Below are 26626 nucleotides of genomic sequence, written 5' to 3' on the forward strand. Positions count from 1 at the left end.
AACAGTGTTGACAAGAAGGAATAAAATGACTCTTTCTTTTTACACAATTATATGGACTTAATCGCTTATTTCTCAAACTGGCTTTAGCCTCCTTCATTTAACAAAAGAAAAATAGAAAAAATCCTTAGAGATCTTTGCATCTCTAAGGACTTTACACTGTGGAAGTTAGGTGATTTGCCATTTGAATCGGTCTGCGAATAACCGTTTTGCACCTCATAAGTAACCCCCACTCATATAGAGCGGGGGTCCATCCATCCATTAATCTTCCATTGTACTCAAATCACCTGTCGGCAGGTCTAACTCCCAAGCCTTCAATACGCGGCGCATGATTTTTCCGCTTCGTGTCTTCGGAAGCTTGTCGCGGAATTCGATTTCTCTCGGTGCGGCATGGGCTGCCAGACCTTTTTTCACGAATTGACGGATCTCTTCCTTCAATTCATCGGTCACTTCGTATCCGTCGCGAAGGGCGATGAATGCTTTAATCACTTCCCCACGGACCGGATCAGGCTTCCCTATGACACCTGCTTCAGCAACTGCCGGGTGTTCAACAAGCTTACTCTCTACTTCGAAAGGCCCTACCCTTTCTCCAGATGTCATGATGACATCATCAATACGGCCCTGGAACCAGAAGTATCCGTCTTCATCCATATAGGCAGAATCCCCGGATACATACCAGTCTCCAGGCATGAAATAGGAATCATATTTTTGTGGATTATTCCAGATCTGATTCATCATCGATGGCCAGCCTTTCTTGATGGCCAGGTTCCCCATCCTGTACGGAGGTACTTCATTTCCTTGATCATCGACGATCGCCGCTTTGACCCCTGGGAATGGTTTCCCCATGGAGCCAGGTTTGATCTCCATGCTTGGATAGTTACAGATCAGCTGTCCGCCTGTTTCCGTCATCCACCACGTATCATGGATGCGGAGGTTGAAGACTTTCATCCCCCAGCGGACGACTTCCGGATTTAACGGTTCCCCTACGCTCAGGATATGACGAAGGGAGCTCAGGTCGAACTGCTTCACGACTTCATCCCCTGCACCCATCAGCATTCTGAAGGCAGTCGGTGCACTATACCATACGGTCACGCCGTAATCCTCAATTGTCTTATACCAGTTCTCCGGCTTAAAGCGTCCCCCGACGATGACATTGGAAGCCCCAGTCAGCCACGGACCGAAGATACCATATGAAGTCCCTGTGACCCAGCCCGGATCCGCTGTGCACCAATACACGTCTTCTTCCTGGAGATCCAGTACCCACTTGGACGTTTGGTAATGCTGGATCATTGCATTATGAACATGAAGGACTCCTTTAGGTTTCCCGGTAGAGCCTGACGTATAGTGAAGGATCAGTCCATCGTTCCGGTCCACCCACTCCACCGAAAGCTTATCGCTTGCTTCAGCAAATTTAGCCATAAAGTCCACATGAACATCGTCTTCCTCAACATCTTCTCCAACCAGGAAGACATGCTTCAGATTCGGCAGTTCACTTACAGGTACCCTTTTCAAGAGCTCAGGCGTGGTGATCAGTACCTTCGCTTCACTATCCTCCAGGCGGTCCCGTACGGCTCCTTCCATGAAAGCTTCAAACAACGGTCCGACGATGGCCCCCAGTTTGATCGCTCCCAATACGGAGAAATATAGTTCAGGGGACCTTGGCATGAAGATGAACACACGGTCACCCTTTTCCACATCACCAAAACGCTTTAATACATTTCCTGCTTTGTTCGACATCTTCTTCATATCAGAATACGTATATTTTTCATCACGTTCTGCATCTCGGTAATAAAGAGCGACTTTATTCTTCCTGAAAGATACTGCATGCCGGTCGATCGCTTCATGTGCCAGATTGACGCGACCTGTCTCCGCCCAAGAAAATTCTTTCTCGACGTCTTTCCAATCAAATGATTGGTACGTATTTTCATAGCTTTCAAGATTATAGTTTCCCTTTGTCACTGGTAACGCTTCCACTTTCATATACCGCATCCCCCTTATGTAAGAAATTACAATCTCATTATAGTATAAATCAAATATTTTCTCAATTTTTTAAAAAATCTGCCATGTAGCGTGATCCTATTGTATCCGCTCAAAACCCTGGTAAAATGGCGTTCCATTTAAATATTTCACAATAATATTCACTCTCAAAACGTCTGAATTTTTCGTGAAAGCGCTCTCTCTTTTTTAATTTCATGTATAATGAAATAGAGGAATATCTTTAGGTGGTGTCCAGATGAAATTGAAAAAAACCTATAACGCAACAGAATTAAAAACGTCAAAAGGAAACATCGTTATCGAAGGGCCGATCTCGGCAGAGGAATTATCCCGCCTTGATTTTCATGAGGGCCTCGTCGCTTTCAGACCTCCTGCCCAGCAGCACAAGGCTCTTGTAGAAATTGCCAGTTTACCAGAAGGGCGGATCCTGATTGCCCGCGACAACCATACCATTGTCGGCTATGTTACATATTTATATCCCGATCCCCTTGAACGATGGTCACAGGGAAAAATGGAGAATCTGATCGAGCTTGGTGCCATCGAAGTCATTCCTAAATATCGTGGGGCGGCCGTCGGGAAGAATCTATTAAAGGTATCCATGATGGATGATCATATGGAAGACTTCATCGTCATTACGACTGAATATTACTGGCACTGGGACCTCAAAGGAACCGGTTTGAACGTATGGGAATACCGGAAAGTGATGGAAAAGATGATGAACGCCGGCGGTTTGGAGTATTATGCGACCGATGATCCTGAAATCAGTTCACATCCGGCAAACTGCCTGATGGCAAGGATCGGGAAAAGGGTGGATGCAGATTCCATTCAACGCTTCGACCAGCTGCGGTTTATGAATCGTTTCATGTATTAATGTAACAGTTTTCTAGAAGGGGTGGAGAACGTGATTGTAGAAGAGATAATGATAACGAAAATCGAAACATTGAAAGCAGACGATACGATCGAATCGGCCATCAAATTGATGAGGGACAAAAAAATCAAACATATCCCCATCACAAATGACGATATGGAAGTCGTCGGAATTGTGAGCGACCGTGATGTCAAAGACGGAACACCTTCCATTTTTCATGATGGGCCAAGTACTTCCGAGTTACAAAACCCTCTTAAATTCATCATGAAGACGGAAGTGATCACGGGACATCCTCTGGATTTCGTCGAGGAGGTCGCGGCCCTTTTTTACGAACACCATATCAGCTGCCTTCCGATCCTGAAGGAAAATAAGCTCGTCGGGATCATTACGGAAACGGACCTGCTGTACACGCTCATCCAATTGACCGGCGCTCATCAGCCCGGCTCTCAAATCGAAGTGAAGGTCCCCCATAAAGCAGGCATCCTCTATGAGGTGGCAGGAATCATCAGACGGAACAATTCCAATATCCAAAGCGTCCTCGTCTATCCGGATAAAAAAGATGAAGAATTTAAAATCCTCGTATTCAGGGTGCGTACGATGAATCCGATGAATGTGATCAACGATCTAAAAAAAGAAGGATATGACGTGTTATGGCCAAACATGCCGGGAATTTCATCATGAACAAGGATGCAGTCTTTATCTATTCAGACGATCTCCTCGGGTACCGGTTCTCTGATGAGCATCCCTTCAATCAAACCCGGATCACGTTAACGATGGATTTGCTGAAAGAAGTGAATGCTCTTGATCCCGAGGATATCGTCCCTCCCCGGATGGCTACAGATGACGAGCTCTTTCTTAATCATGACCCGAATTATGTAAACGCTGTCAAACGAGCGAGTGCAGGCGAGCTTTCCCAAGATCAGGCTGAAGGGTTTGGAATCGGTACAGAGGATACCCCTATGTTTCAAGGAATGCATGAAGCCAGTGCTTATTTAGTGGGAGGTACGCTAACGGCGGTGGATTATGTCATGACCGGTAAAGCGAAGCATGCCCTTCATCTCGGGGGTGGCTTGCACCACGGCTTCAAAGGCAAGGCATCGGGTTTCTGCATTTATAACGACAGCTCGGTGGCCATTCGCTATTTACAGGAAAAGTACGGGGCCAGGGTTCTTTATGTCGATACCGATGCCCATCATGGGGATGGTGTGCAGTGGTCCTTCTATGATGACCCGGATGTTTGTACCCTGTCGATCCACGAAACAGGGAGGTACCTCTTCCCAGGGACGGGCAATATCAATGAGCGCGGTCATGGGAAAGGTTATGGATATTCATTCAATATCCCATTAGATGCCTTTACCGAGAACGAGTCATGGCTCGATGCCTATAAAACATCTTTCCGTGAAGTCATTGAATTTTTCAAGCCTGACGTCATCCTCACCCAGAACGGGGCGGACGCACACTATTACGATCCACTCACCCATCTCTCGGCCACGATGGAAATCTACAGGGAGATCCCCCGCATCGCCCATGAGCTTGCACATGAGTATTGCAACGGGAAATGGATAGCGGTCGGCGGCGGCGGATATGACATCTGGAGAGTCGTGCCAAGAGCCTGGAGTCTGATCTGGATGGAGATGACCGGCCGGATGGACCATTCCTCTTTCTTTCCCTCTAAATGGGTTGAAAGGTGGCAGAGTAAAGCTGGCGTCCCATTACCGACAGAATGGACCGATGCCCTTGACATCTACAAACCGATTCCAAGAAAAGAGGAAATCACGGAAAAGAATAAACAAACCGTGGAAAAAGCCCTCTATTCGATTCGCCAGCAATTGAGACAAAAACCTAGTAGTTAAAAAGAAAGGATGTTTTCTCAAAGATTGTTGCTATTCATATACAGTCTGAAACGAATGAAAAAGCAGTGGCATAAGAAGTCTCCACATTTCCTATGTGATAGTCAAACTTTTCGTCAGTTGATTGGAGCGGAAGGTGCTCGACTCCTGCGGGAAAAGCGTGAAAGTTGAGACCCCACAGGGCAAAGCCCGAGGAGGCTCAACTCACGCCCCGCGGAAAGCGAGCACCTGTAGCGGAAATCAACCGCCACTCGCTACATCCAAAAGCAACAATGTATACAAAAACAGCCAAAAGAAAAGTGGAGGCGGCTTGATCATGCCAGACAAGCATAAGAACAATAGACCATCTTTTGGTTCATTCAACTTCTTAACTTGAAGAACAAGTCGTCATCATGTACAGTTAAAATGGAAGAATGATAGAATAAGTGCCAAGCCCCCCAGAATGTGCCAGGGCTTGGCATTTACTTTCTGATTAAATCTATCTATCAATTTGTTTACATAGCTTTCTTTTAAAGGAAAATGTGTTAAACTCCTCCATAATCTTCTAAGAAAAAAGGATGTGTGAGGCAATGAAAAAATATTTGCCGATAATGTTAACTGTATCGCTCATGCTGGGAGCCTGTTCCTCCCCTACTGCGACAAAGGAAAAGGAAAAAGAAGAAGCATCTTCTGAACAGAAGCCAAGCGTAGAAAAAGAAATAGAAAAACAACAAGAGCCTGAAAAGAAACAGGAGCCTGAACAGCCTTATAAGCCTCTTGAACCTACTGAAGGTGCCGTTTCGCTGAAGGAAACCCTCGCGAAAGAGGCTCAGACCCAGACAGATCAAGAGAATCAAAAGAAACAGCCGGAACGTAAAGTGCCTTTTGGTGAAACTCTATCAACCGATATGGAAGATTTATCCGACGGACCATTAAAGGATCACCGTCTGGTAACCTATTACGGGACACCAGCGTCAAAACACATGGGGATCCTTGGCCAGCTGGAACCTGAAGAATACATAAAAAAACTGAAAGAACAGGCTCAGGTCTATTCCGACCTTGATCCTGAACGTCCAGCAGTACCTACGATTGAATTGATTACCACCATGGCCCAGAATGCACCGGGGAAAGATGGCGATTATGTGCAGATGACGTCCGAGGAGAATATCGAAACGTATGTGAAGCTTGCCGAGAAGCATGATGCCCTCGTCTTGCTTGATATTCAACTTGGAACGGATACGGTCATGAATCAGGTGAAGATGGTGGAGAAATGGCTCAAGCACCCGAATGTTCACCTTGCGATCGATACGGAATTCCACGTAGCCCAAGGGGAAAAACCTGGAGAAGATCTTGGTGAAGTGGATGGCCGGGACATACAGGAGGCAGTCGAATATATCTCTGACCTTGCCGAAAAGAACGACCTGCCGGATAAATTGGTCCTCGTTCACCAGTTCACAGGTCCCGTACTGTTCAATAAGGATGCGATAGAACCGACTGAAAATGTGGAAGTGGCCATTAACTTTGACGGCTGGGGAGCCGCTGCGGATAAGCTGGCCCTCTACCGGAGATACATCCGTGATGAACCGGCTCAATATGGCGCATTCAAGATTTTCTATGATAAAGATGTGCCTGTCCTAACACCTGAAGAGGTGCTGAAAATGGACCCTAGCCCTGCCGTTGTCAACTATCAATAATGTAAAAAAGCAAGGACCTCCACTCTGGAAGTCCTTGCTTTTTATTGTTCCTCAAATTGGGGGTCGGTGATGATCACTTCAACCCGCCTGTTCTTTTGGAGATTTTCACTTGTATCATTCGGTGCAATCGGGCGTGTATCTCCATACCCCACAGCAATGAAGCGAGTGGGATCCAAATTCTCGGTCCGGGTTAAATAACGGATCACACTGCTGGCCCTGGCGGAGGAGAGCTCCCAGTTCGAAGGGAACCGGTATGTATCAATCGGACGATTATCCGTATGTCCTTCCACCTTTACAAAGTTCGGGATCCCGGCTAAAAGATCAGCTACTTTGTTTAAGAACGGATAAGCATCCTCGAGGACCGTCGCTTCACCGGAGTCAAACAGCGCCTGCTCCTGTAGTACAAGTACGACACCCCGCTCCGTTCTGGTCGCGACAATGACGTCACTCAATTTATTTTCTTTCAAATAGCTTTGAATATTGGAAAGCAGCGAGTTTAAATCCTGATCCTCCTCACTCCCCTGGGGTTGTGAGTCCTCTGATTCCATTTCCGGTTCTGCCGACGGATCATCCAAAGGAATAACAGAAGGATAAAACTCAAGGATCTGACGCTGCTGAAAGGAATCAGCAATGGTCCTGAATTTCACGATATCGATTTGAGACATGGAGAATAATAGAATGAAGAATACGAGAATCAATGTGATAAGATCAGAAAACGTAACCATCCATCTCGGAGCCCCTTTAGGCTCTGATGCCGGTCTTCGCCTACGCTTCATCTTGTAATGTCCTCTCTTTACCACTTTGTGAATATAACTGCAATTCTTCATGGGATAAGAAAACCCTTAGTTTTTCTTCCAGTATTTTCGGATTTTGACCGGACTGTACCCCGATCACGCCTTCTATTACAATCTGCTTCATGAATACTTCTTTCTCTGTCTTCATTGCAAGCTTGGATGCCATCGGCAGGAACACAAGATTTGCAAGTAACGATCCATACAGGGTCGTCAGGAGAGCAATCGCCATATTGGGACCCAGTGACGACGGATCGTTCAGATTTTTCAACATCAGCACAAGACCGATCAGCGTACCGATCATCCCCCAGGCAGGTGCATATTCCCCAGCCTTATCGAGTAAGCTCTTATTTTTGCGATGTCTTTCTTCTAATGCAATGATTTCAGCATTCATAATATCGATGATGACGTCCTGCTCGATTCCATCGACGGCGAGCAAGACCCCTTTTCTGATAAACGGATCCTCGACCATTTCCACTTCCGCCTCAAGTGAAAGAAGACCTTCACGTCTAGCTTTTTCAGATAATGTGACGAACGTACGAATGAGATCGTGAAGATCATATTCCACATCACGAAAGGATTCTCTCATCACTTTACCCAGCTGTTTCAATTCCCTGATCGAAAAGCTGACCAGCATGGCCGCAATCAGTCCGCCGATGACAACCAGCATGGACGGAAGATCGATGAAGGAACTGAAGCCGGTCAAACCTGCATTCGAAATGATGGCGAACGCAACGAATACAAACCCTACTACAACCCCGATTGGTGTAAGAACATCAAGCTTTTTCATTTTGACTCTCCCTACAAAAATAAGTTCTGTTTGTCTTTATCCTTTATATCGACAAACTTCTTATTTTGTTGAGTTGCGGTGCTCAATTCGATGAGGAAGAACAACCGTCGATTCATCCACTGTTTCTTTGTTCATATATTTCGTCAATAACCTCATGGCAACTGCCCCGATATCGTATAAAGGCTGTACGACTGAAGTCAGTTGAGGTCTTACCATAAGCGCTAATCGTGTATTATCGAAGCTGATAACCTCTACTTCTTCCGGGATGGAGACGTTTTGATCCTGTGCACCGTGAACGACACCAAGGGCCGTCTCGTCATTTCCGACGAAGATGGCTGTCGGCTTGTCCGAGAGCTCAGAGAACTTCTGCCATGCTTCAAGGCCAGAATCGTATGTGTATTCGCCTTCTACCACCAGATCATCGCTGTACTCGACGCCTGCCTTGGCAAGAGCCTCTCTATATCCTTCCAGCTTGAACTTCATGTTGATCGTATCGTGGAATGGACCGCTGACGAACCCGATGCGCTTATGGCCTTTTTCAAGCAGTTCAGAAACTGCGTCAAAGGAAGCTGCCTTGTAATCGATATTGACAGAAGGAATCTTGTTCGTTTCTTCCACCGCACCCGCTAACACGATCGGCACAGGAGAACGTTCAAACTCCTGAACATGCTCTTCTGAAATATGTCCCCCAAGGAACAGGATGCCGTCCACTTGTTTCCCGAGCATCGTATTCAACAGATGAAGTTCCTTCTCTGCATTTTGATCCGAGTTGCTTAGAATGATGTTGTATTTATACATTGTGGCGATATCTTCAATCCCACGTGCCAGTTCTGCATAGAAAATGTTCGAAATATCAGGGATGATAACTCCGACAGTCGTCGTCTTCTTACTGGCAAGACCCCTTGCAACAGCATTCGGGCGGTATCCGAGTCGATCAATGACCTCTAATACCTTCTTTCTAGTTGCCGGCTTCACATTCGGGTTTCCGTTCACTACACGGGAAACCGTCGCCATCGATACGTTGGCTTCTCTTGCTACATCATATATTGTCACGTTCATAGCTTACTTACACTCCTTTACTCTTCTACTCATTTACCTTATTCTACACCAATTAAACCTAAAGAAAAAAGCGATTACAATAGTTTGTTAAAAAATGCACATATTTATGTTCACATTAGTGTTTATATAGGTTATTTATCTGCAATTATGTAGATAATCATACGATAGTCTTTATATTCCTGCAATGCGTGTGCTTTTATTTGTGCAAAAAGATTATTATAGCATAGTGGTGGGGAATTGGGTGGATCTATTTTTGTGTGGGGAAATTGGTGACAATGGTGTTTCGCTGATATTCGTTTTTAACGCAAAGACCGCATCTCATTCTAATAATCAAAAAGAGCCGGATCCCGATAAAAGGATCCAGCTCTTCTAAAATTACACCTCTATCGTTCTGCCCTTCATCAGCTCCTGGTAGAAATGATCGAATTGATCAAGATCCATTTGCTGAGCAGAGTCGGATAACGCTACGGCAGGATCAGGATGGACTTCTGCCATGACTCCGTCTGCGCCAATGGCAATTGCCGCTTTAGCCGTTGGAAGGAGTAAATCCCTGCGTCCAGTAGAGTGAGTGACATCTACGAATACCGGCAGATGCGTCTCCTGCTTCAGGATAGGGACAGCTGAAATGTCCAGGGTGTTTCTTGTCGCTTTTTCATACGTTCGGATTCCTCGTTCACAAAGGATGATGTCCCCATTACCTTGTGAAATGATATATTCGGCAGCATTGATGAATTCATCGATCGTTGCCGCTAAACCACGTTTAAGCAATACAGGCTTCTTTACGGAACCCGCGGCTTTTAGTAGCTCGAAGTTTTGCATATTTCGTGCACCGATTTGAATGACATCGATGTATTCTAATGCCGGCTCGATGTCTGCAGGATTCACGATTTCACTGACGACAGCCAAATCGTATTCGTCTGCCACTTTTTTAAGTATCTTTAAGCCTTCAATGCCAAGGCCCTGGAAGTCATAAGGTGATGTTCTCGGTTTGAACGCTCCGCCTCGAAGCAATTTCAATCCTTTTGCTTTTACTGCTTTCGCCACTGCCGCTACTTGTTCATAGGATTCAACGGCACAAGGACCGAAGACGAAATGAGGTTTTCCATCTCCAATGGCTTCTCCATTAATGTTGACAATTGTATCCTCAGGTTTCTTTTTACGGGAAACGAGCAATGCTTTACGATGATCGTCTTTTTGCAGCTCCAAACCGGCTTTAAAGATCTCTTTGAAAATATGTTCAATGGTCGAATGTTCGAATGGACCGTTATTATTTTCCTTGATCAAGTCAAGCATACCTCTTTCACGAACAGGATCATAGCGGTATACTCCTTGAGTCTCCTTGACACGCCCGATTTCCTGAACTAGTTTAGCACGTTCATTGATGGTCTCTAATAGTTTTAAGTTCATCTCGTCGACTTGTTTTCGTAATTGATCGAGCTCTTGATTACTCACAATACAGCACCCTTTCTTTTTTTATCCTGTTCATACGTAAAAACTGTTATAGTTTTAAGAAAGTATGATACATTTTTGATATTGAAACTTATTATAATAGAACAGATCTAAAATGTCACGACAAAATTCTTTATTAATTAGACGCTTTTAAGCGCTAAAGCATTTAGTATAGTATGAGAATAGGCTAAAGTGGGTGAACACGAATTGAAAAAAAAGCAAAAAATCTTTGCATTAGACATCGGTACCCGATCCGTTGTGGGTATTATTTTAGAAGAAATAGACGGAATATTTCAAGTTTCAGATATATTGATAGAAGAACATAAGAAGAGAGCCATGCTGGATGGGCAGATTCATGACGTTCCTGCGGTTGCAGAGGTCATCTCCTCCATTAAGGGACAGTTGGAGAAGAAACACGGCCCCCTTCACAAAGTGTGCGTCGCTGCAGCCGGACGGGCCCTTAAAACAGAAACGGCTCTATCCACATCCACTATAAAGGGAAAACCCCTTCTTCGGAAGAACGATATCCTGCATCTGGAGCTGAGCGCCGTTCAACAGGCACAGGCACTAGCAGCAGAACATCAAGAGAATGCGAAAGGCTATCATTACTATTGTGTAGGCTATTCCGTCCTCTTTTACCGGTTGGATGGAGAGGAGATCGGCAGTCTGATCGATCAGCAGGGCGATGAAGCGAGCGTGGAAATCATCGCCACATTCCTTCCCCGTGTTGTCGTGGAGTCCCTGATTGCTGCACTGAACCGTGCCGATCTGGAAATGGAAGCCCTGACCCTGGAACCGATTGCCGCAATCAATGTGCTCATCCCTGAGTCCATGCGGCGCCTGAACGTCGCTCTCGTGGATATTGGAGCGGGAACATCCGATATTGCCATTACCAACATGGGGACCGTCATCGCTTATGGGATGGTCCCGACAGCAGGAGACGAAATAACGGAAAGCATCAGCAATGAATTGCTCCTCGACTTTCCATTGGCAGAGCAGGCCAAAAGACAGCTCCATTCCTCTGGGGAGATGACGGTTACCGATATTCTCGGATTTGAAACGAGTGTCACAACACAAGAAGTAATCGAAAAAATCTCACCTGCTGTGGATCGATTGTCCGGAGAGATCTCGAAGGAAATTCTTCGATTAAATAATGGGAAGCCCCCTCAGGCGGTCATGCTCGTAGGGGGAGGCAGCTTGACGCCGGAACTTCCCCAGAGACTCGCTTCATCTCTGGAGCTTCCGCATAATCGTGTAGCTGTAAGAGGCGTTGATGCTATTCAGAATGTGACCTTATCCGATGAAGTGACGAAGGGTCCAGAGCTTGTCACTCCGATTGGAATCGCCATCGCTGCGAAACAGGCACCTGTTCAATACGTAACAGCATATGTGAATGATCAGCCTGTCCGATTATTTGAAGTAAAAGACCTGACTGTCGGTGACTGCATCCTTGCTGCCGGCCTGAAGTTAACCAAATGGCATGGTACCCCGGGGCGAGGTTACTTTGTCAACGTGAATGGACAGGATATCACCTTACCCGGTGGCCATGGCGAACCGCCACTCATTGAGAAGAACGGTCAGCCGGGTGCACTTGATCAACCCATTCAGAATCATGACAGAATTACGGTTCAGAAAGGGAAGGACGGCTCTTCTCCTCACGTTACGATTGGAGAACTTGTAGATACTTCTTCTTCAAAACAGATTGTGATAGACGGAAACCCGTATCTGCTCACACCCCTTGTCTTCCGAAACAATCAGACCGGATCAGTGGACGAATTCATCCAGGACCGGGATGTGATCCGAATACAATTGATTGATACCCTGATGGACCTTCTTACCCACACGGGCTATCTACATTGGTTGGAGAGCACGAAGCCATTCCGCATCTCCATTAATGGTGTAGATACATTCTTCCCGGCTTATAGTGGGAAGTTATTCATACACGGAGTCGAGGCTAAGCTCTCTGCGAAAATCCAGGAGGGGGATATCATTTCATTCAAGTCCGCCGTCACTCCTACCGTAAAGGATCTTCTCATCAAAAAGCAGATCAATATGGAAGCCGGGATTCGCATCACGTTTAACGGCGAAGAGGTTTTTCTAAAGAAAGAAGGCTCCCGGATCACACGAAACGGCAGCAAGCTCGAAATGGACGACCAAGTATTCCATGGCGACTCGATAGATATAGCAGAACTTCAAGCGGGCTCGTTTATTTTCCAAGACTTATTCAACGAAGTGGAAATCAATATGCCACCTCATTCAAACGGAAACTTCGTCCTTTTGAAAAATGGTATGGAAACGACCTTTTATGAAGAAATTCAACAGGGTGACGAGCTGGAAATCGTCTGGCCACAAACCACCAGCTGAATAGAATGCAAAAAAACTGGCATTTACGCCAGTTTTTTTATTATGATCCAACTTGACCGGGGATACTGCTCGTACGGTTGGTTGGATGGATATGTTGATCCTCTGTGGATACGGAACTTGTCTGCTGTGTTGGAGTGGAAGTGGACTCTCCCGTCACTTCTTCTCCCGCCTCTTTCACCTTGCCTCCAATATCCTTTAATTCCTCTGCCGCTTCTTTCGTCGTAGCAATCATTTCGGTTGAATCATCTTTAATTTGATTGACTTGATCAATGACATCATCATTTACCTTTTCATACAGGCTCTGTGCATCGTTGATGGCTTCCTTTAACACCCCCGACGCTGTTTTGATGCGGTCTTGCATTTCATTTACAACTCCTGATGGATCTTCTTTCACCTTTGCTACCATATCCATAGTGGAATCCTTCATATTTGATGTTCGGGATGTCACGTTCTTTCGAGTCGTCTTATCCAGCATGGCGATGGCTCCACCCACGACGGCTCCCACTACCATTCCTTTTACCAATTTCCCATTTCTTTTCCCTTTCACTTGTGTATTATTTCTCGTCACAGTTTCATAAGGTACAGGTTGTGTCATGAATCGTTCCTCCATTAATTTGTTTTTTATTCTTATCTATTACCTTCCCGGTGAGAGGAGGAATAAACGTGCAGAAGGGAATTACCAGAAATTATCAAATGGTTGTGATGAATAGTACTCAGATGAAACAAACATAAAAAAGACCCTGACATAATCAGAGTCCAATGTCTTACAGCTTATCCAATTCACTTTCTGTGATCTTCCAGTGGGAAGCATTCCAGCCCGGCTTCCCGTCGATAAATAGGAAGGCTTGGGGCGATTCATGCTTGATGCCGTATTTTTCGGCGATATGCTGGGATAGTTCCCTTGCCTCTTGCACGGCTAAGTAGTAGCCGTCTTCCTCTTCATGTTTGCTTAAAAATGCCTGGTACTCACTGAAAGCATTTGAGCTCACGGGACAAGTCAAGCTGTGCTTCATGAAGAAGAACCGTGGGTTTGATTCAGAAAGCTGTTCAAATTCTTGAACGGTGTCAATCTTATTCATACAATCCATCTACCTTTCCTAAAGATGTTTGATATTTTCAGCCGAAAAAACCCGGCTTTTTTCTCAACAAAAAAACGGTGAAGTAATCATATCACTTCACCGTCCCTGGAATCAATTATTATTGATTATATGTTTTTTCAGTCTCATCAAACGCTTTTTTCGTTTCTTCGAGCTTTTGATTCACATTTTCTGTTTCTACTGCAGGTGTTGTCTCCCCTACTGAAACAGCTTGCAGTTCATCATTTGTTTCCTGCAGCTCTTTATTATTGGAACGGTATGTTTTCAGCTTACCAACCACATTGTTGGATTGCTCCTGTACTGATTTTGTAAGGGCGGATGACTTTTCTTTTGCCACCGCTGCCAGCTCATTGCTCTTTTCAACGGCCGTGTCTTTCCACTGACCTGTTTTTTCCTTGATAACGCCAGCCTGCTCATTGATATCATGGCGAAGATCTTTACCGGATTTCGGAGCGAGTAACAGGGCCGTTGCCGCACCCACGATTCCCCCGATCAGTGTCCCGATCATGAAATCCTTTGAATTGATGTTATTGCTGTCGTTTGCCTGATTTTGGTTCTGGTTTTGGTTTTGATTGTACTGTTGAGTCATGTAAAAATTCCCCTCTCTAATTGTTATAAGATCTTGCTCTTTTAACTAATTTTTCTCGAGATCGAACTTCCTTGGATGCTTGGTTTGGAACAGCTACATCAGCAACATCAGGTTGTGTTGGCTGTTTTTCCTGTTTTTGTTTCCATTTGTCCTTTAACTCAATAAATGCATTTCCCCATTGAACCACCTGTGAAATCTTGCCCTGGTTGCGCTCCAATTCAGTTGAAATGGACGTGCTCACCTTCTTCACCGAGTTATTAAGGTTCTGGATGGAATGCCCTACATCTCTAACCGCATAAACAACAGTGTTAAGATCCTCGGATTTCTTCTGGATATCCTCAGCCAATAAATTTGTTTTATGTAGTAGTTCTGTAGATTCCTTTGTAACTCCTTGAAGCTGGCTCTCAAGACCTGTCAATGTAGTCGATACACTGTCCAGGGTCGAACCAAGGGACTTCAAAGTCTTCATGACGCTCAAAACTAAAATAAAAAATGCAACGGCTATTACAGCAACGCTCAGATAAAGAATAATTTCCATATGCCACACCTCCATGTATAAAAATTCTTTACCCTTCTGATGAACAATTAAACATTATACTAGTATTTCTCCCTCGCCAGGAATAATCCTGCATGAAAAAATAAAAAAATTTATTTATTATTTTATCATTTGTCTGTATGATTCTCTCATCCGTTTACATTTTAGGGTACAATAAAATAGACCAAAGACAAGGGGGAGAAACAATGAAAGATCCACGCATTGAAAAACTGGCAAAAAATTTAATTCAATATTCCGTTCAATTACAGCCTGGAGAAAAAGTATTGATCGAAAACTTCGGCTTGCAGCGGGAGCTCGTGACTGCACTTGTGAAGGAAGCATATGCAGCAGGAGGATATCCATTCGTATCCATCAAAGATCACGCAGTCGATCGTGCATTATTGATGGGGGCACAGGAAGAACAATATGATATGATCGCAAGCTTCGAAGCGAATGTCATGGAACAGATGGATGCCTACATCGGTTTGCGTGCAGGTGACAACATCAGCGAACAATCCGATGTCCCTGACGAAAAGATGAAGATCCACGGCAATACAATTGGAAAGAAAGTACATAGAGAAATTCGCGTTCCAAAGAAGAAGTGGGTCGTCCTTCGTTATCCGACGTCATCCATGGCACAGCTTGCCAACATGAGCACAGAAGGCTTCGAAGACTTCTACTTTGACGTCTGTAACCTGGACTACAGCAAAATGGACAAAGCCATGGACAACCTCGTTGAACTCATGAACATCACAGACAAAGTCCGCCTTGTCGGTGAAGGGACGGACCTTACTTTCTCCATCAAGGATATCCCGGCCGTGAAATGTGCTGGCCGCCTGAACATCCCTGATGGTGAAGTGTACAGCGCACCAGTGAAGGATTCAGTGAATGGTGTGATTTCGTACAATACACCATCTCCATACAATGGATTCACCTTCGAAAATGTGAAATTGACATTCAAGGAAGGTAAGATCGTCGAAGCTACGGCAAACGACACAGACCGAATCAACAAAATCTTCGATACGGATGAAGGAGCAAGATATGTAGGGGAATTCGCCATCGGTGTGAATCCGTTCATCCAGCATCCGATGCAGGATATTCTATTCGATGAAAAGATCGACGGCAGCTTCCACTTTACACCGGGAGAATGTTACGAAGAGGCCTATAACGGAAACCACTCAAACATCCACTGGGATATGGTGATGATCCAGCGCCCGGAATACGGTGGTGGAGAAATCTATTTCGATGATGTCTTGATTCGAAAAGATGGCAGGTTTGTGATTGAAGAGCTTGAAGTGTTGAATCCGGAGAATTTGAAGTAAGAAATATTGAACCACCGTCAGGTTTGGACGGTGGTTTTTTTTTGGGGTGATGGGCTATGTTCACCTGCTGAATTCTGGCTTATTTTCACCTGCTGACTTTTCGCTTGTTTTCTCCTGCTTAATCCAAATTCCCCCATCAATCCCCCAGTCCAACCTACTCCAAACACAAAAAAACCGGTTCCCTAAAGAACCGGTCCTTCACTTTAATTTTCTTCTTTCACTTGCTCCCCAAGCGTCTCTTCATATGCCTGTTGGAACTTTTGAACGTCTCCTGCCCCCATGAAAATGAGCACTGCATTTTCATGTTTGAGTAAGGCAGATGTGTCTTGTTCATCTATGATTTCGCATCCTTCGATTTTGCTTGCAAGATCGTTGATGGAAAGTTTGCCATGGTTTTCACGTGCAGAACCGAAGATTTCACAAAGATACACTTTGTCGGCGAGACTCAATGTTTCTGCGAATTCCGTCAAGAAGGTTTGCGTACGTGTAAATGTGTGCGGCTGGAAGACAGCGATGATTTCCTTATCGGGATATTTCTGTCTTGCCGAGTCTACGGTAGCCTTGATTTCAGTCGGGTGATGCGCGTAGTCATCGATCAGGATCTGTGAACCCGCTTCTTTTTCGGAGAAGCGGCGTTTGACACCTTTGAAGGTGCTTAATCGATCCTGGACAACAGCTGTATCGAGTTCCTCGTAGTGACAAATGGCAATGACGGACAAGGCATTCATGATGTTATGGTCACCGAACGTCGGGATTTTGAATGCAGCATAAAATTCATTGCGCACGAACACATCAAATGAAGTACCTGTCGAGTCCCTTGATACGTTACGTGCCTGGAAGTCATTTTCCTCGGCAAAGCCGTAGAACACGACCGGAACCTGAGCCTGGATTTTTTGTAATTGCTCGTCATCACCGCAAGCGATGATTCCTTTTTTCACCTGCATGGCCATCTCCTGGAACGCAGAAAAGACGTCATCCACATTGGCAAAATAGTCTGGATGATCGAAATCGATGTTCGTCATGATGGCGTAGTCAGGGAAATAAGACAGGAAGTGACGACGGTATTCGCATGCTTCGAATACAAAATATTGTGCATCGACTTCACCTTTACCCGTTCCATCCCCAATCAGGAAGGAAGTTGGCTTTGCACCGCTGATGACATGTGCCAGTAATCCGGTTGTGGACGTTTTTCCGTGTGCACCGGTTACCGCTACGCTTGTGAATTTTTGCATAAAGTCACCAAGGAATTTATGGTACCTGGTTACAGGGAGACCCTGTTCCACTGCTTCTTGGATTTCTTCATGTGTATCAGGGAATGCATTCCCTGCAATCACGTGCATATCCCCTCCAATGTTTTCTTTCTGGAAAGGGAGTATTTTGATATTTGAATCATCCAGGGCTTTCTGTGTAAAGAAATATTTATCTACGTCAGATCCTTGGACCTCGTAGTCCATATCGTGGAGTATTTGGGCTAACGCACTCATGCCCGACCCCTTTATTCCTACGAAATGATATATCGTCATAATAGAACCTCCAACAATCGTCTATCTAAAAGCATTATATGAAATGAATATTTATTTTGCCATCGGTCTTTAGCTTTCGATATTTTGAGTATAGAAGAAAGCGAACTTTCTTCAACTTGAAACATTATATCATTTTTTAAAATCCCTGACCATGCACAAGCTACGAAAGACTTTGGAGAATAAAGTGAGGGGCTTCTTCTTTTAGAAATGTTCTCCATAATACCCCAGTTTTTTGATTCATTTGACTAAAACGTGATTTCAGATTTTCTGTCACATTCATTGATTCCATGGAAAATACAGGACCTATGATCCACTGGTGTGTCACCAGTGGGACTTTTCTCACGAAATACGCATGCTCTTCCTTTATTTCCATTTCCATACAAAGGTGGTTCATTTTAACCAAAGACTCATCACCTTGGATCAACGTTCGGCAATTTAGAATCCGCCCGCCTTTTTTCACCACTTGAATCGGTTCCCAGGCAGCTGTCAACATGACGGCACCAAGGAACTTAGTCGATTCATGCAACGGATGATTCTGAAGGAATTGAAAGAATAAGGTTTGTCCCGTGATGGTTTTATAATCGAACAGAAACCATTCTTGAAACAACTTTTCCACTCCTGGGCTCATCCTTGCTTCATCGTTGTGAAGAAAGCGTTTAGTGAATATCATCTTTGCCCGTACTTTTTCTCTTATATTGGTTTCCTTCAACGCGTATTCAAACGCTTTCCGGTAGAGATCTTCGATGTGTCCCTCTGCTATATTCTGTTTTTTCTGCCTGAACTGTTCAAGATCCAGTGTTCTTTCCTGCTCTTGCATGTTCTCACCTATTCAAATTCTACTTTTTCCAGACGGGGATTGGGACGAAGCTTTCGACCTGCCTTTGCTTCAGGAGAACCATCTATGACGACATTGTCTCCTGTAAACCCGACATGGATCTTAAGAAGGCTGCTTCCGACCCCATACATATCGACGGGAACCTGATTTTCCTCAAACTGGCGGATGCGGTCTTCGTTAAATCCGCCGGATACAACAATCTTGACGTGATTGTAGCCTTCTTCATCCAAAGCGTCCCTCAATGCATTGATCAGTTGCATGTTAACCCCGCGCGGATCAAAGGTTCCAAGTACGTGTTGATTCCTGAGGAAATATTTATCGATCATCATTCTTGATGTATCTACCCTTACCCCTTTTAATTCCTGGCCAAACTCTCTTGCGACCTTCAGGGAGTCGGTGATGACGTCATTATTGTAGTCCACAAGGGCGATGAGCTCGTCTTCGGGGAATGTTTCCTTATACGCTTTCGTCGCCTCAACGATATCGCCATTGAATAATTGGATGAGGGCATGGGGCATCGTTCCCATCCCTTTCTTTCCCCACCACTCGTTCATGGCATGGGTCGCCTGGGCCGTGGATCCCCCGATGAAGGCTGCATATCCGTCTCCCGCCTGCTGGGTGAAATGATCATCCCGATCCCCCATGAAGATGACGGGCTTCTGTTTCCCTGACAGGGAGGCTGCTTTCATGACATTGTAAACGCTCGTCGCAACAGACGTCCTTCTCGCCAGGATTCCGTCGATGATGCCTTCTAAATAACCAAAGTCCTGATAACGGCCCTTGATGGTCAGCACGGTTTCAAACGGGGCGATCTGATCTCCATCCTTTAAGGAATGGATTTCAAGCTTCTCCGGGTTATCAGCGAACGTGTGCAAAAGGGCGATGACTTCATCGGTCCCGCATATCACGGCGTGGGTCTTTTGGAAGAATTGCATGGTGACATAAGCATCCGGCTTTTTCTTCTTGGCGATTTCCTTCGTTTTCAAAAAATAAACAGCTGAAAACCAGCCATCCTTGATTCTTTCGTCAAACTTGAATGTATGATTGGTCAACCTGTTGAGTTTTCCTTGAAGTTTCAATTCTATTTCTTTCATCTCTAGTGCTCCTTATGGCTCTTCCTACACAAAAATAATAGGTATTCTGTTTATGCGTCCAGAGTTGGACAGATATAAACAGAATACCATGTATTAAATGTTTGTACTAGTCTATGCCAATGTCTCCAATTCACTCTCGGAAATGAGGACATCCCTTGGTTTACTGCCTCTTGACTCAGAAATGATTCCATTACTCTCCATCATTTCCATCAATCTTGCCGCCCGGTTATAGCCGATTCTGAATCGGCGCTGCAGGCTTGAGGCCGATGCTCCTCCCTGATCGACGACAAACTCGCACGCTTCCAAAAATAGTTCGTCTTCTTCTTCTGTGACCTGGGCTTTCTTGATCAATTCATCCTGCTGGAATAGATAATCCGGTTCTCTTTGCTCTCTTACATGACGGATGATTTCATCAATTTCATCATCGGATACGAAGGTACCTTGCAGGCGGACCGGCTTTGATGAGCCGTTTTCAAGGAAGAGCATATCCCCTTTACCAAGCAGCCTTTCTGCCCCGCTTCCATCGATGATCGTTCTTGAATCGACGCTTGAAGAGACAGAGAATGCGACCCTTGTCGGAACATTCGCCTTGATCAGGCCTGTAATGACATCGACTGACGGACGCTGAGTGGCAATGATCAAGTGTATCCCGCAGGCACGTGCCTTCTGTGCGATCCGACAGATGGCTTCTTCCACGTCAGCTGGAGACATCATCATTAAATCAGCGAGCTCATCGATGACAATCACCAGATAAGGAAGCATATCGCTATACTGTCCATTACGCTTAGCGAGTTCATTGAAACGCTTTATATCCCGCACGCCTGTATGGGCGAACAGTTCGTATCGCCTTTCCATTTCCTCCACGGCCCATTTCAGGGCGGCAGTTGCCGCTTTCACATCTGTGATCACGGGACTTACAAGGTGAGGGATCCGATTATACGGTGCAAGCTCCACCATCTTTGGATCGATGAGAAGCATCTTCAGCTCATCCGGTGATGCCTTGTACAAAAGGCTGACGAGAATCGAGTTGATACACACACTTTTACCAGATCCCGTAGCCCCTGCAATGAGACCATGTGGCATCTTACTCAGATCCGTCACGATGGGCTGGCCTGAGATATCCAGTCCAAGTGCGGCGGTCAAAGGAGAAGACGGCTCCTGGAACTGGGGACTTGCAATGACTTCACTGATGCATACCGGACGGCTCTCCCTATTCGGAACCTCGATACCGATCGTATGCTTACCAGGGATCGGTGCCTCCATCCGGATGTCCTTGGCAGCGAGGCTCAACTTTATATCATCTGTCAGATTCGTAATTTTATTGACCTTCACCCCAGGTTCCGGTTGAACTTCGAATCTCGTGACGGATGGCCCCTGCGTGACATTCACCACTTTGGCCCTGACGTTGAAGTTATGAAGGGTCTCATCCAGTAACAGTCTTTGGGAATCCATCCACTCTCCACTCATTTCCTTAGAAACGGGCGGCGTCAGATAGTCCATTGCCGGATAGACATAGTCTTTCGTTTTCTTAGGTGAGGAGCTCAATGCACTATAGCTCTTGACCGCTTCTTCTCCCTGGACCTGACTTGGTTGAGTCGGTTTGTCGTCCGATTGACGAGGTGCCTCAACGGTGTTTTCCCGGAGAGCTTCTTGAACTGGTGATTTCTGTACCGATTCAGCAACAGCAGCTCCCTGCTTCTCCATCGACCGGGAAGCTGGTGCTTTACGAGTATCCATCTGCCGCTTATCTTGCTTCAGCATAAGTACATTAAAAGGAAGATGTGATCTCTTACGTCTTTGCGGTTCTTCCTTGGCTGGTTCCTTAGGTGCGGATACTTCTTTCTCTGTCTCTAGAGAGCTTTCTTCCACGAGAGGTTCTACAACAACGTTCTTCTTGTCCGGGGCAGGACCTTCGATAACACCCTCTGTTGGTTCCGAGTCTGTGCCTGTCCCAACCGATGAATCAACCTCATGTACCTGCTCATGGTCCAAAGCCACATCAGGCTCTTCTTCCGTCATTTCTGTAATGAGGGAAATTCGTTCACTTGAGTTTTGTGGAATGTTTCCTACGGCTTTCACATTGTGATCGACTTGTTCCGTTTCTTCCGTGGTATTTCCTTGCACATCTAGATTCTGATGTTCCTTCTCTTTTGATTGTTGAGTTTCTTGAATCTTGAGATCCAGATATTCATCTTCCTTATCGTGATTTTCTTGAAATAATTCTGAGTCCTGATCATCCATTTCTTCCATACTGTTTTCAAGTAACTCTGGATTCTGGTATTCACTTGCCCCCACGTTGTTTTCCTGAACAACTGGTTCCTGGTATTCTGTTTTCTTCATGTCGTTATCCTGCAGGACTGTATCCTCATTGTTCGTTTCCTTTACATGGGTGCTTTGCACTGATGAATCCTGAATCGAAGGGGTAACTTGTGGTTCTTTTCGCATCCCTTGAACTTCGGATTCCTCAGGTGTAGCTGTTGCCTTCTCCAATGGAATGGATCCCTTCACTATTTCAAAGGCTTTATGGTCGGTGACTGCTTCTTTTTTCTCTTCTTCGTTATGTAAAAATTTCTTTAGCTCGTATTCGACATTTTCTGCTTTTTTGATCGGTCTATTTTTAAAACCATAAATGGGAGACGGAATTTCCGTCGGTGTAAACGGTCGGCTGTTTCCTTTTTCCACTTTTGACGTTTTCTTTGTGTTGACGGTAGGCGTCGGGCTTTCTTCTTTCCACTTTCGTTTACCGGTCAATTGGTTTTGACTCTTCGTCTTTTGTTCCTTTGGTTTCTCTTCTTTTTCCTGATTTCTCCGTTCCCTGCGAGGACGTTCTCTCGTCTCTCCATCGGATATTAGGGGAAATCGGAAATTTCCTTTTGGATATTGGTATGTCATCCTGGCTTCTATGTCCCGTGAATGATTGGGCCCTGCTATATGTTTACGTTCAGACTTTGGCGGATCGATTTGCTGAACATCATGATCATTTTCGTCATAGTACTCTTCAAATTGTTCATCATTATCTGATAATTTACCAAATATTTTTTTAATCCAGCTCACAAACATCACTCTTTCTTTCATACTTACTATTTATTTTATCAGTTAAAGAGAAAAATTCGAGTCATTTCGATAGATTAAGAGAATTGTTAAAGGATTGTGTCGAAATAAACATAGGTGTAAAGAGATTGTAATACGTTGGTTTATCATATGGGTGAGTGCTGGTTGATTCCGCTCCAGGTGCTCGCTTTCCGCTTCAATCAACTTATAAATTATCGTATCAAATAACAAACCCCGTCAAAAAACTTATTCTAACCTACGGATAAGTTTTCAATCATTCTCAATCCCAACATCTCTAACATTAAAATTAAAAAAACAAAAAAACCTGAGTCCATACTCCGGACCCAGGTATACGTTTTATGCTGTGAAGGGTTGACCCACTTGGTATGTATCTTCAAGGACAAGGATCCCTTTTTCTTGCGGGGCATCCGGAAGTGCCAGTTCTTTGGCAGAGCAGATCATGCCTGATGATGCCACTCCGCGAAGCTCTGCATCCTTGATGACCATTCCGCTTGGCATGACTGCTCCTACTTTTGCGACAACGACTTTTTGTCCTTTGTCAACGTTAGGTGCACCACATACGATTTGGAGTGTTTCATCCCCAACATCAACTGTACAAATGTTCAATTTGTCTGCATTTGGATGCTTTTCTTTTTCTGATACAAAGCCGACAACGAATTTCGGTGAGAAGTCTGCTTCCAGTACTTCATCGAAACCGTTCTTCTTGATGGCTTCATTGATCGATTGAAGCTTTTCATCATTCATGTCGACAGGTCCCACTTCGCTTACATTCATATACTTTGATGCATGGAATAGGTTATATCCAAGTGTTTTCCCTGTTTTCTCATCGAATAAACGCACAGCGTCTTCTTTTCTTTCGTGAAGAACTTCTCCCTCGAATCCTGGATCGAGTGTAACGATCAGGGTATCACCAATGCCTTCCAAGTTGTAAAATACGTTCATTATTTCTTCTCCCTTTCCTTCTTGCGATTTTTTGCCAAAATGAAGATCGGTTCAAGCTCCCCATCTTCATATACAAAGGATAATGCCGTAATCGGGACATTTCCTGTCGTAAAGAAACTCATCGTCATCTGAGCGAGTACATCGTAACCTGTTTCGTTACGGATATCTCCGATGATTAATACATCCTGGTGCGGAACGGATACGGTCATCTCACCTTGAATATCCTTGCTTACTTGTTTTAAGAAGGCGTCATTCAAAATGCGACTTGCATCATATCCATCATTATTGTTCAGAAAATAGAAGACGTTCCCTGCTACTTCATCCTTTTTCATTCCTGTTGGCAGGCTTCTGACATTGAACAGGGCCGTTTCCTTCATTTGCTCGTGTGTCCATCCTTCGGCCTTTAACATATTCTCATCCAATAGACGATAGGTTTTCCCTAAGTCAACGGCATAGTAGATACGCGTTTCTGCTGTATGGTCATCTGTCACAAGGGCAAGCCCTTCATTGGATTCAGTTGCAAACGAGGTGGAACGGATGACAGGAAAAACCTTTTTCTGCTTGCTGCCAAGATCCGCATCGGTCCCCATGACGTTCAAGGCTTCTTCTACATAATAAACCACTTCATCGATGATGGATTTATTATTTTCCTTCCATTTGGATACGATCGGGGGAAGGGCAACAGTGATGCCTTTTTTCGTTTCCGCGTTTTCAATCCTCAGTGAATCTTTGTCACGGTCATATGTAAACGTACGATTTGGTTTGTTTAATCGTTCCTGGAGTATGCCTTTTAGCTTTTTTATGTCCAAATCTGATCCTCCTTTGGTGATACATTTATATAGAAAGTACTGATACTATTTTTTCGCTATTCATTCACTTATAACATTTTACATCAAAACGGCGAGATTACAAAAGGATCCTGTTCATTTCGGGCAAAAAGAAAAGGGATCCCGTTAACGAAGGGAACCCTTTTGCTTTGTTATGAAGCCAGCGTGTTCATAAATTCCTCGATTTGTTCTTTTGATTTCCGGTCTTTGCTTACGAAGCGCCCCAGTTCACGGCCGTCTCCGTATGCAATAAAGCTCGGGATTCCAAAGATATCGAGCTCAATGCACAGGTCGATGAATTGATCCCGATCTACATATAGGAATGTATAGTCTGAATATTGACTCTCGATTTCCGGCAGGATCGGTTCAATGATCCGGCAATCAGGACACCAGTCTGCCGAGAACATGAATACATGCTTTCCGCTTTCTTTCAACTCATGGAATTCTTCTACTGATTCCAGTTTACGCATATTATTTGCCCCCTGTTTCTATCGTCATTTGATTAGGTTTGATCCAACCTAGTTTACGCATATATTCAGATAGTAACAGGCTTATGAATGCAGGTCCAACAAAATGCAACAGTAGGATTTTCATTGTGACATCCCAGCTGAACCCCATTGTTTTGAATGTCATGATTTGACCGACGAATCCGCTGGTCCCCATCCCTGCTCCGGCTGCATTGTTTTCCATCAGCCAGATGGTCGTGCCGATGGGAGCTAGGATCATCCCCGCCACTGTCGGCGGAATGAGGATAAGGGGGTTACGGACTATATTCGGGACTTGAAGCATGGAGGTCCCGATACCTTGGGCAAATAATCCGCCCACCCTGTTCTCGCGATAGCTGATGACGGCGAAGCCTACCATTTGCGCCGCACAGCCGATTGTCGCTGCCCCGGCAGCTACTCCGCTCAAGTCAAGCATGAGGGCGATGGCTGCGCTCGAAATCGGTGCCGTCAGCGCAAGACCCATGAGGGCCGCAACAAGGATCCCCATGATGATCGGTCTCTGTTCCGTTGCCCAGCTGATCCAGCCTCCGAACATGCTCATGAAATCAGCGATTCCCGGTCCGATCAAATAGGCCGTCGTAAACCCTGCAAGGATCGTCACAAATGGTGTAACAATAATATCTACTTTTGTTGTCTTGCTGACAAGTTTTCCAATCTCCGTGGAAAGGACTGCCGCTACATAAGCTCCGGCAGGTCCTCCAAGACTTGCCCCCGCAGCACCGGTAACCACGGCAGCGAATAAAACAAGCGGCGGTGCACCGAGACCAAAGGCAATCGCTACTCCAATGGCCGGGCCCATCAAGCTGATGGCAAGCCCACCCATGTCTACGAAGAATTCACTTAACCCCGAGGGAAGGGGAAGTTGTTCCCCAATCGTCTTGATAATCAATCCGATGATCAATGAACTGAACAAACCCAGTGCCATATAGCTTAATGCATCTATAAAATACGTTCTGGCAGACAACGTAATGCCTTTCTTCTCTAAATATGTTTTCATGCACTTCACTCCTCTGTGTACATTTCCTTTTACTAGTGTAAAGACACATGTTTGTTTTGTCTATCATTTTTGTTCTGAAGAGGATATGTATATTTATTTTCCATGCATGCATGACCGTTTATTCCTATCCATAGAAAAAAGGCTGTTTTCGCAAAGAGTCTTGCTATTCGCATACAAACTAAGATATACGATGCTCTGTCATTTAAGTTATGGTGCAGGAGGGTGAAGGGAACTGCTCCGCTTTCCACGGACGTTCGACCGAGCCTCCTCAGCAAAAACCGCTTCCGGGGTCTCGGCACGCCCGTTTTCCGTAGGAGTCTACGCAGTTCCCTTCACCCTCTAAAGTAGTCAGTAGTTGACAGAGCAAAATGGTTTGTGACCAGCCGTTTAGTAAGAGTAAAGGACTATTAAATAAAATCAATTACTGTTAAGAATGAAGAAACAGTGGCAT

The 26626-nt window shown here is 45.0% G+C and carries 23 protein-coding genes; 6 read left to right on the forward strand and 17 right to left on the reverse strand.

What is annotated here, in order from left to right:
- Positions 1-258 precede the first annotated feature (258 nt).
- Positions 259-1977: an acetate--CoA ligase gene (gene acsA, locus SLH55_RS17345; RefSeq protein WP_219166470.1), complete on the reverse strand. Its 1719-nt coding sequence runs from the start codon at positions 1975-1977 to the stop codon at positions 259-261.
- Between the two features lie 253 nt (positions 1978-2230).
- Between acsA and SLH55_RS17350 the strand changes: the two genes are divergently transcribed.
- The 4 genes from SLH55_RS17350 (at position 2231) to SLH55_RS17365 (ending at position 6383) form a co-directional block, all read left to right on the forward strand.
- Positions 2231-2863, forward strand: coding sequence for a GNAT family N-acetyltransferase (locus SLH55_RS17350; protein ID WP_219166469.1), 633 nt, complete (start codon positions 2231-2233; stop codon positions 2861-2863).
- Positions 2864-2893: 30 nt separating this feature from the next.
- A complete protein-coding gene (locus SLH55_RS17355) occupies positions 2894-3541 on the forward strand; it encodes an acetoin utilization AcuB family protein (RefSeq protein WP_219166468.1) in 648 nt (215 codons plus the stop codon).
- Positions 3538-4713: an acetoin utilization protein AcuC gene (locus SLH55_RS17360; RefSeq protein WP_320324155.1), complete on the forward strand. Its 1176-nt coding sequence runs from the start codon at positions 3538-3540 to the stop codon at positions 4711-4713. The genes SLH55_RS17355 and SLH55_RS17360 overlap by 4 nt, the downstream gene beginning before the upstream one ends.
- A gap of 566 nt (positions 4714-5279) precedes the next feature.
- Positions 5280-6383, forward strand: coding sequence for a hypothetical protein (locus SLH55_RS17365; RefSeq protein WP_320324117.1), 1104 nt, complete (start codon positions 5280-5282; stop codon positions 6381-6383).
- A 41-nt stretch (positions 6384-6424) separates the two neighbouring features.
- On the opposite strand, the gene motS is transcribed toward SLH55_RS17365, so the two are convergent.
- The 4 genes from motS to SLH55_RS17385 all read right to left on the reverse strand — a co-directional run bounded on the left by motS (position 6425) and on the right by SLH55_RS17385 (position 10475).
- Positions 6425-7159, reverse strand: a complete 735-nt coding sequence (gene motS / locus SLH55_RS17370; RefSeq protein ID WP_320324118.1) for a flagellar motor protein MotS — start codon at positions 7157-7159, stop codon at positions 6425-6427.
- Positions 7149-7964 carry a flagellar motor protein MotP gene (gene motP, locus SLH55_RS17375; protein ID WP_320324119.1) on the reverse strand — a complete coding sequence of 272 codons (816 nt, stop codon included), beginning with the start codon at positions 7962-7964 and terminating at the stop codon, positions 7149-7151. Before motP ends, motS begins: the two co-directional genes overlap by 11 nt.
- Positions 7965-8024: 60 nt before the next feature.
- Positions 8025-9023 carry a catabolite control protein A gene (ccpA, locus tag SLH55_RS17380; protein WP_219170446.1) on the reverse strand — a complete coding sequence of 333 codons (999 nt, stop codon included), beginning with the start codon at positions 9021-9023 and terminating at the stop codon, positions 8025-8027.
- 375 nt (positions 9024-9398) lie between these two features.
- Positions 9399-10475: a bifunctional 3-deoxy-7-phosphoheptulonate synthase/chorismate mutase gene (locus SLH55_RS17385; RefSeq protein WP_219170448.1), complete on the reverse strand. Its 1077-nt coding sequence runs from the start codon at positions 10473-10475 to the stop codon at positions 9399-9401.
- Positions 10476-10679: 204 nt separating this feature from the next.
- Here SLH55_RS17385 and SLH55_RS17390 point away from each other — a divergent pair, with 204 nt between their 5' ends.
- The gene (locus tag SLH55_RS17390; protein WP_320324120.1) at positions 10680-12836 is read left to right on the forward strand and encodes a cell division FtsA domain-containing protein; all 2157 of its coding nucleotides are present in this window, start codon (positions 10680-10682) and stop codon (positions 12834-12836) included.
- 40 nt (positions 12837-12876) lie between these two features.
- Here SLH55_RS17390 and SLH55_RS17395 read toward each other — a convergent pair whose 3' ends face one another.
- From SLH55_RS17395 to SLH55_RS17410, 4 genes are all read right to left on the reverse strand, one after another.
- Positions 12877-13431 (reverse strand): YtxH domain-containing protein, encoded by a 555-nt coding sequence (locus tag SLH55_RS17395; RefSeq protein ID WP_219170452.1) that lies wholly within the window; start codon positions 13429-13431, stop codon positions 12877-12879.
- Positions 13432-13600: 169 nt separating this feature from the next.
- On the reverse strand, positions 13601-13915 hold the full coding sequence (gene ytxJ / locus SLH55_RS17400; protein ID WP_320324121.1) for a bacillithiol system redox-active protein YtxJ: 315 nt from the start codon (positions 13913-13915) through the stop codon (positions 13601-13603).
- A gap of 118 nt (positions 13916-14033) precedes the next feature.
- Positions 14034-14522, reverse strand: coding sequence for a YtxH domain-containing protein (locus SLH55_RS17405; protein WP_219170456.1), 489 nt, complete (start codon positions 14520-14522; stop codon positions 14034-14036).
- A 16-nt stretch (positions 14523-14538) separates the two neighbouring features.
- Positions 14539-15060 (reverse strand): DUF948 domain-containing protein, encoded by a 522-nt coding sequence (locus SLH55_RS17410; protein ID WP_219170458.1) that lies wholly within the window; start codon positions 15058-15060, stop codon positions 14539-14541.
- 203 nt (positions 15061-15263) lie between these two features.
- Here SLH55_RS17410 and SLH55_RS17415 point away from each other — a divergent pair, with 203 nt between their 5' ends.
- Complete coding sequence (locus tag SLH55_RS17415; RefSeq protein WP_320324122.1) at positions 15264-16379, forward strand: aminopeptidase; 1116 nt, start codon at positions 15264-15266, stop codon at positions 16377-16379.
- A 203-nt stretch (positions 16380-16582) separates the two neighbouring features.
- On the opposite strand, the gene murC is transcribed toward SLH55_RS17415, so the two are convergent.
- The 8 genes from murC to SLH55_RS17455 all read right to left on the reverse strand — a co-directional run bounded on the left by murC (position 16583) and on the right by SLH55_RS17455 (position 26175).
- Complete coding sequence (gene murC / locus SLH55_RS17420; RefSeq protein WP_320324123.1) at positions 16583-17902, reverse strand: UDP-N-acetylmuramate--L-alanine ligase; 1320 nt, start codon at positions 17900-17902, stop codon at positions 16583-16585.
- A 160-nt stretch (positions 17903-18062) separates the two neighbouring features.
- Positions 18063-18719 carry a hypothetical protein gene (locus SLH55_RS17425; protein ID WP_320324124.1) on the reverse strand — a complete coding sequence of 219 codons (657 nt, stop codon included), beginning with the start codon at positions 18717-18719 and terminating at the stop codon, positions 18063-18065.
- An 8-nt stretch (positions 18720-18727) separates the two neighbouring features.
- The gene (locus SLH55_RS17430) at positions 18728-19831 is read right to left on the reverse strand and encodes a nicotinate phosphoribosyltransferase (protein ID WP_219170466.1); all 1104 of its coding nucleotides are present in this window, start codon (positions 19829-19831) and stop codon (positions 18728-18730) included.
- 111 nt (positions 19832-19942) lie between these two features.
- Positions 19943-22885 carry a DNA translocase FtsK gene (locus tag SLH55_RS17435; protein WP_413787112.1) on the reverse strand — a complete coding sequence of 981 codons (2943 nt, stop codon included), beginning with the start codon at positions 22883-22885 and terminating at the stop codon, positions 19943-19945.
- Positions 22886-23239: 354 nt separating this feature from the next.
- Entirely contained in the window at positions 23240-23845 is a 606-nt protein-coding gene (gene ytpR / locus SLH55_RS17440; RefSeq protein ID WP_219170470.1) for a YtpR family tRNA-binding protein, read from the reverse strand.
- Positions 23845-24654: a DUF1444 domain-containing protein gene (locus SLH55_RS17445; RefSeq protein ID WP_320324126.1), complete on the reverse strand. Its 810-nt coding sequence runs from the start codon at positions 24652-24654 to the stop codon at positions 23845-23847. The genes ytpR and SLH55_RS17445 overlap by 1 nt, the downstream gene beginning before the upstream one ends.
- A 170-nt stretch (positions 24655-24824) precedes the next feature.
- Positions 24825-25142, reverse strand: a complete 318-nt coding sequence (locus SLH55_RS17450) for a thioredoxin family protein (protein WP_219170474.1) — start codon at positions 25140-25142, stop codon at positions 24825-24827.
- 1 nt (position 25143) lies between these two features.
- Positions 25144-26175, reverse strand: coding sequence for a PTS transporter subunit IIC (locus tag SLH55_RS17455; RefSeq protein WP_219170476.1), 1032 nt, complete (start codon positions 26173-26175; stop codon positions 25144-25146).
- Positions 26176-26626: the final 451 nt, after the last annotated feature.

This window comes from Rossellomorea sp. YZS02, from assembly GCF_033963925.1.
Classification (GTDB): Bacteria; Bacillota; Bacilli; order Bacillales; family Bacillaceae_B; genus Rossellomorea.

Bases quoted from the DNA above. Each gene is read 5' to 3' on its own strand.
- SLH55_RS17430 (WP_219170466.1), bottom strand. From the start codon at position 19,831: ATGAAAGAAATAGAATTGAAACTTCAAGGAAAACTCAACAGGTTGACC.
- SLH55_RS17410 (WP_219170458.1), bottom strand. From the start codon at position 15,060: ATGGAAATTATTCTTTATCTGAGCGTTGCTGTAATAGCCGTTGCATTT.
- motP (WP_320324119.1), bottom strand. From the start codon at position 7,964: ATGAAAAAGCTTGATGTTCTTACACCAATCGGGGTTGTAGTAGGGTTT.
- SLH55_RS17455 (WP_219170476.1), bottom strand. From the start codon at position 26,175: ATGAAAACATATTTAGAGAAGAAAGGCATTACGTTGTCTGCCAGAACG.
- motS (WP_320324118.1), bottom strand. From the start codon at position 7,159: ATGAAGCGTAGGCGAAGACCGGCATCAGAGCCTAAAGGGGCTCCGAGA.
- acsA (WP_219166470.1), bottom strand. From the start codon at position 1,977: ATGAAAGTGGAAGCGTTACCAGTGACAAAGGGAAACTATAATCTTGAA.
- SLH55_RS17365 (WP_320324117.1), top strand. From the start codon at position 5,280: ATGAAAAAATATTTGCCGATAATGTTAACTGTATCGCTCATGCTGGGA.
- SLH55_RS17415 (WP_320324122.1), top strand. From the start codon at position 15,264: ATGAAAGATCCACGCATTGAAAAACTGGCAAAAAATTTAATTCAATAT.
- ccpA (WP_219170446.1), bottom strand. From the start codon at position 9,023: ATGAACGTGACAATATATGATGTAGCAAGAGAAGCCAACGTATCGATG.
- SLH55_RS17450 (WP_219170474.1), bottom strand. From the start codon at position 25,142: ATGCGTAAACTGGAATCAGTAGAAGAATTCCATGAGTTGAAAGAAAGC.
- SLH55_RS17425 (WP_320324124.1), bottom strand. From the start codon at position 18,719: ATGCAAGAGCAGGAAAGAACACTGGATCTTGAACAGTTCAGGCAGAAA.
- SLH55_RS17360 (WP_320324155.1), top strand. From the start codon at position 3,538: ATGAACAAGGATGCAGTCTTTATCTATTCAGACGATCTCCTCGGGTAC.
- murC (WP_320324123.1), bottom strand. From the start codon at position 17,902: ATGACGATATATCATTTCGTAGGAATAAAGGGGTCGGGCATGAGTGCG.
- ytxJ (WP_320324121.1), bottom strand. From the start codon at position 13,915: ATGAATAAGATTGACACCGTTCAAGAATTTGAACAGCTTTCTGAATCA.
- SLH55_RS17405 (WP_219170456.1), bottom strand. From the start codon at position 14,522: ATGACTCAACAGTACAATCAAAACCAAAACCAGAACCAAAATCAGGCA.
- SLH55_RS17395 (WP_219170452.1), bottom strand. From the start codon at position 13,431: ATGACACAACCTGTACCTTATGAAACTGTGACGAGAAATAATACACAA.
- SLH55_RS17350 (WP_219166469.1), top strand. From the start codon at position 2,231: ATGAAATTGAAAAAAACCTATAACGCAACAGAATTAAAAACGTCAAAA.
- ytpR (WP_219170470.1), bottom strand. From the start codon at position 23,845: ATGAACGTATTTTACAACTTGGAAGGCATTGGTGATACCCTGATCGTT.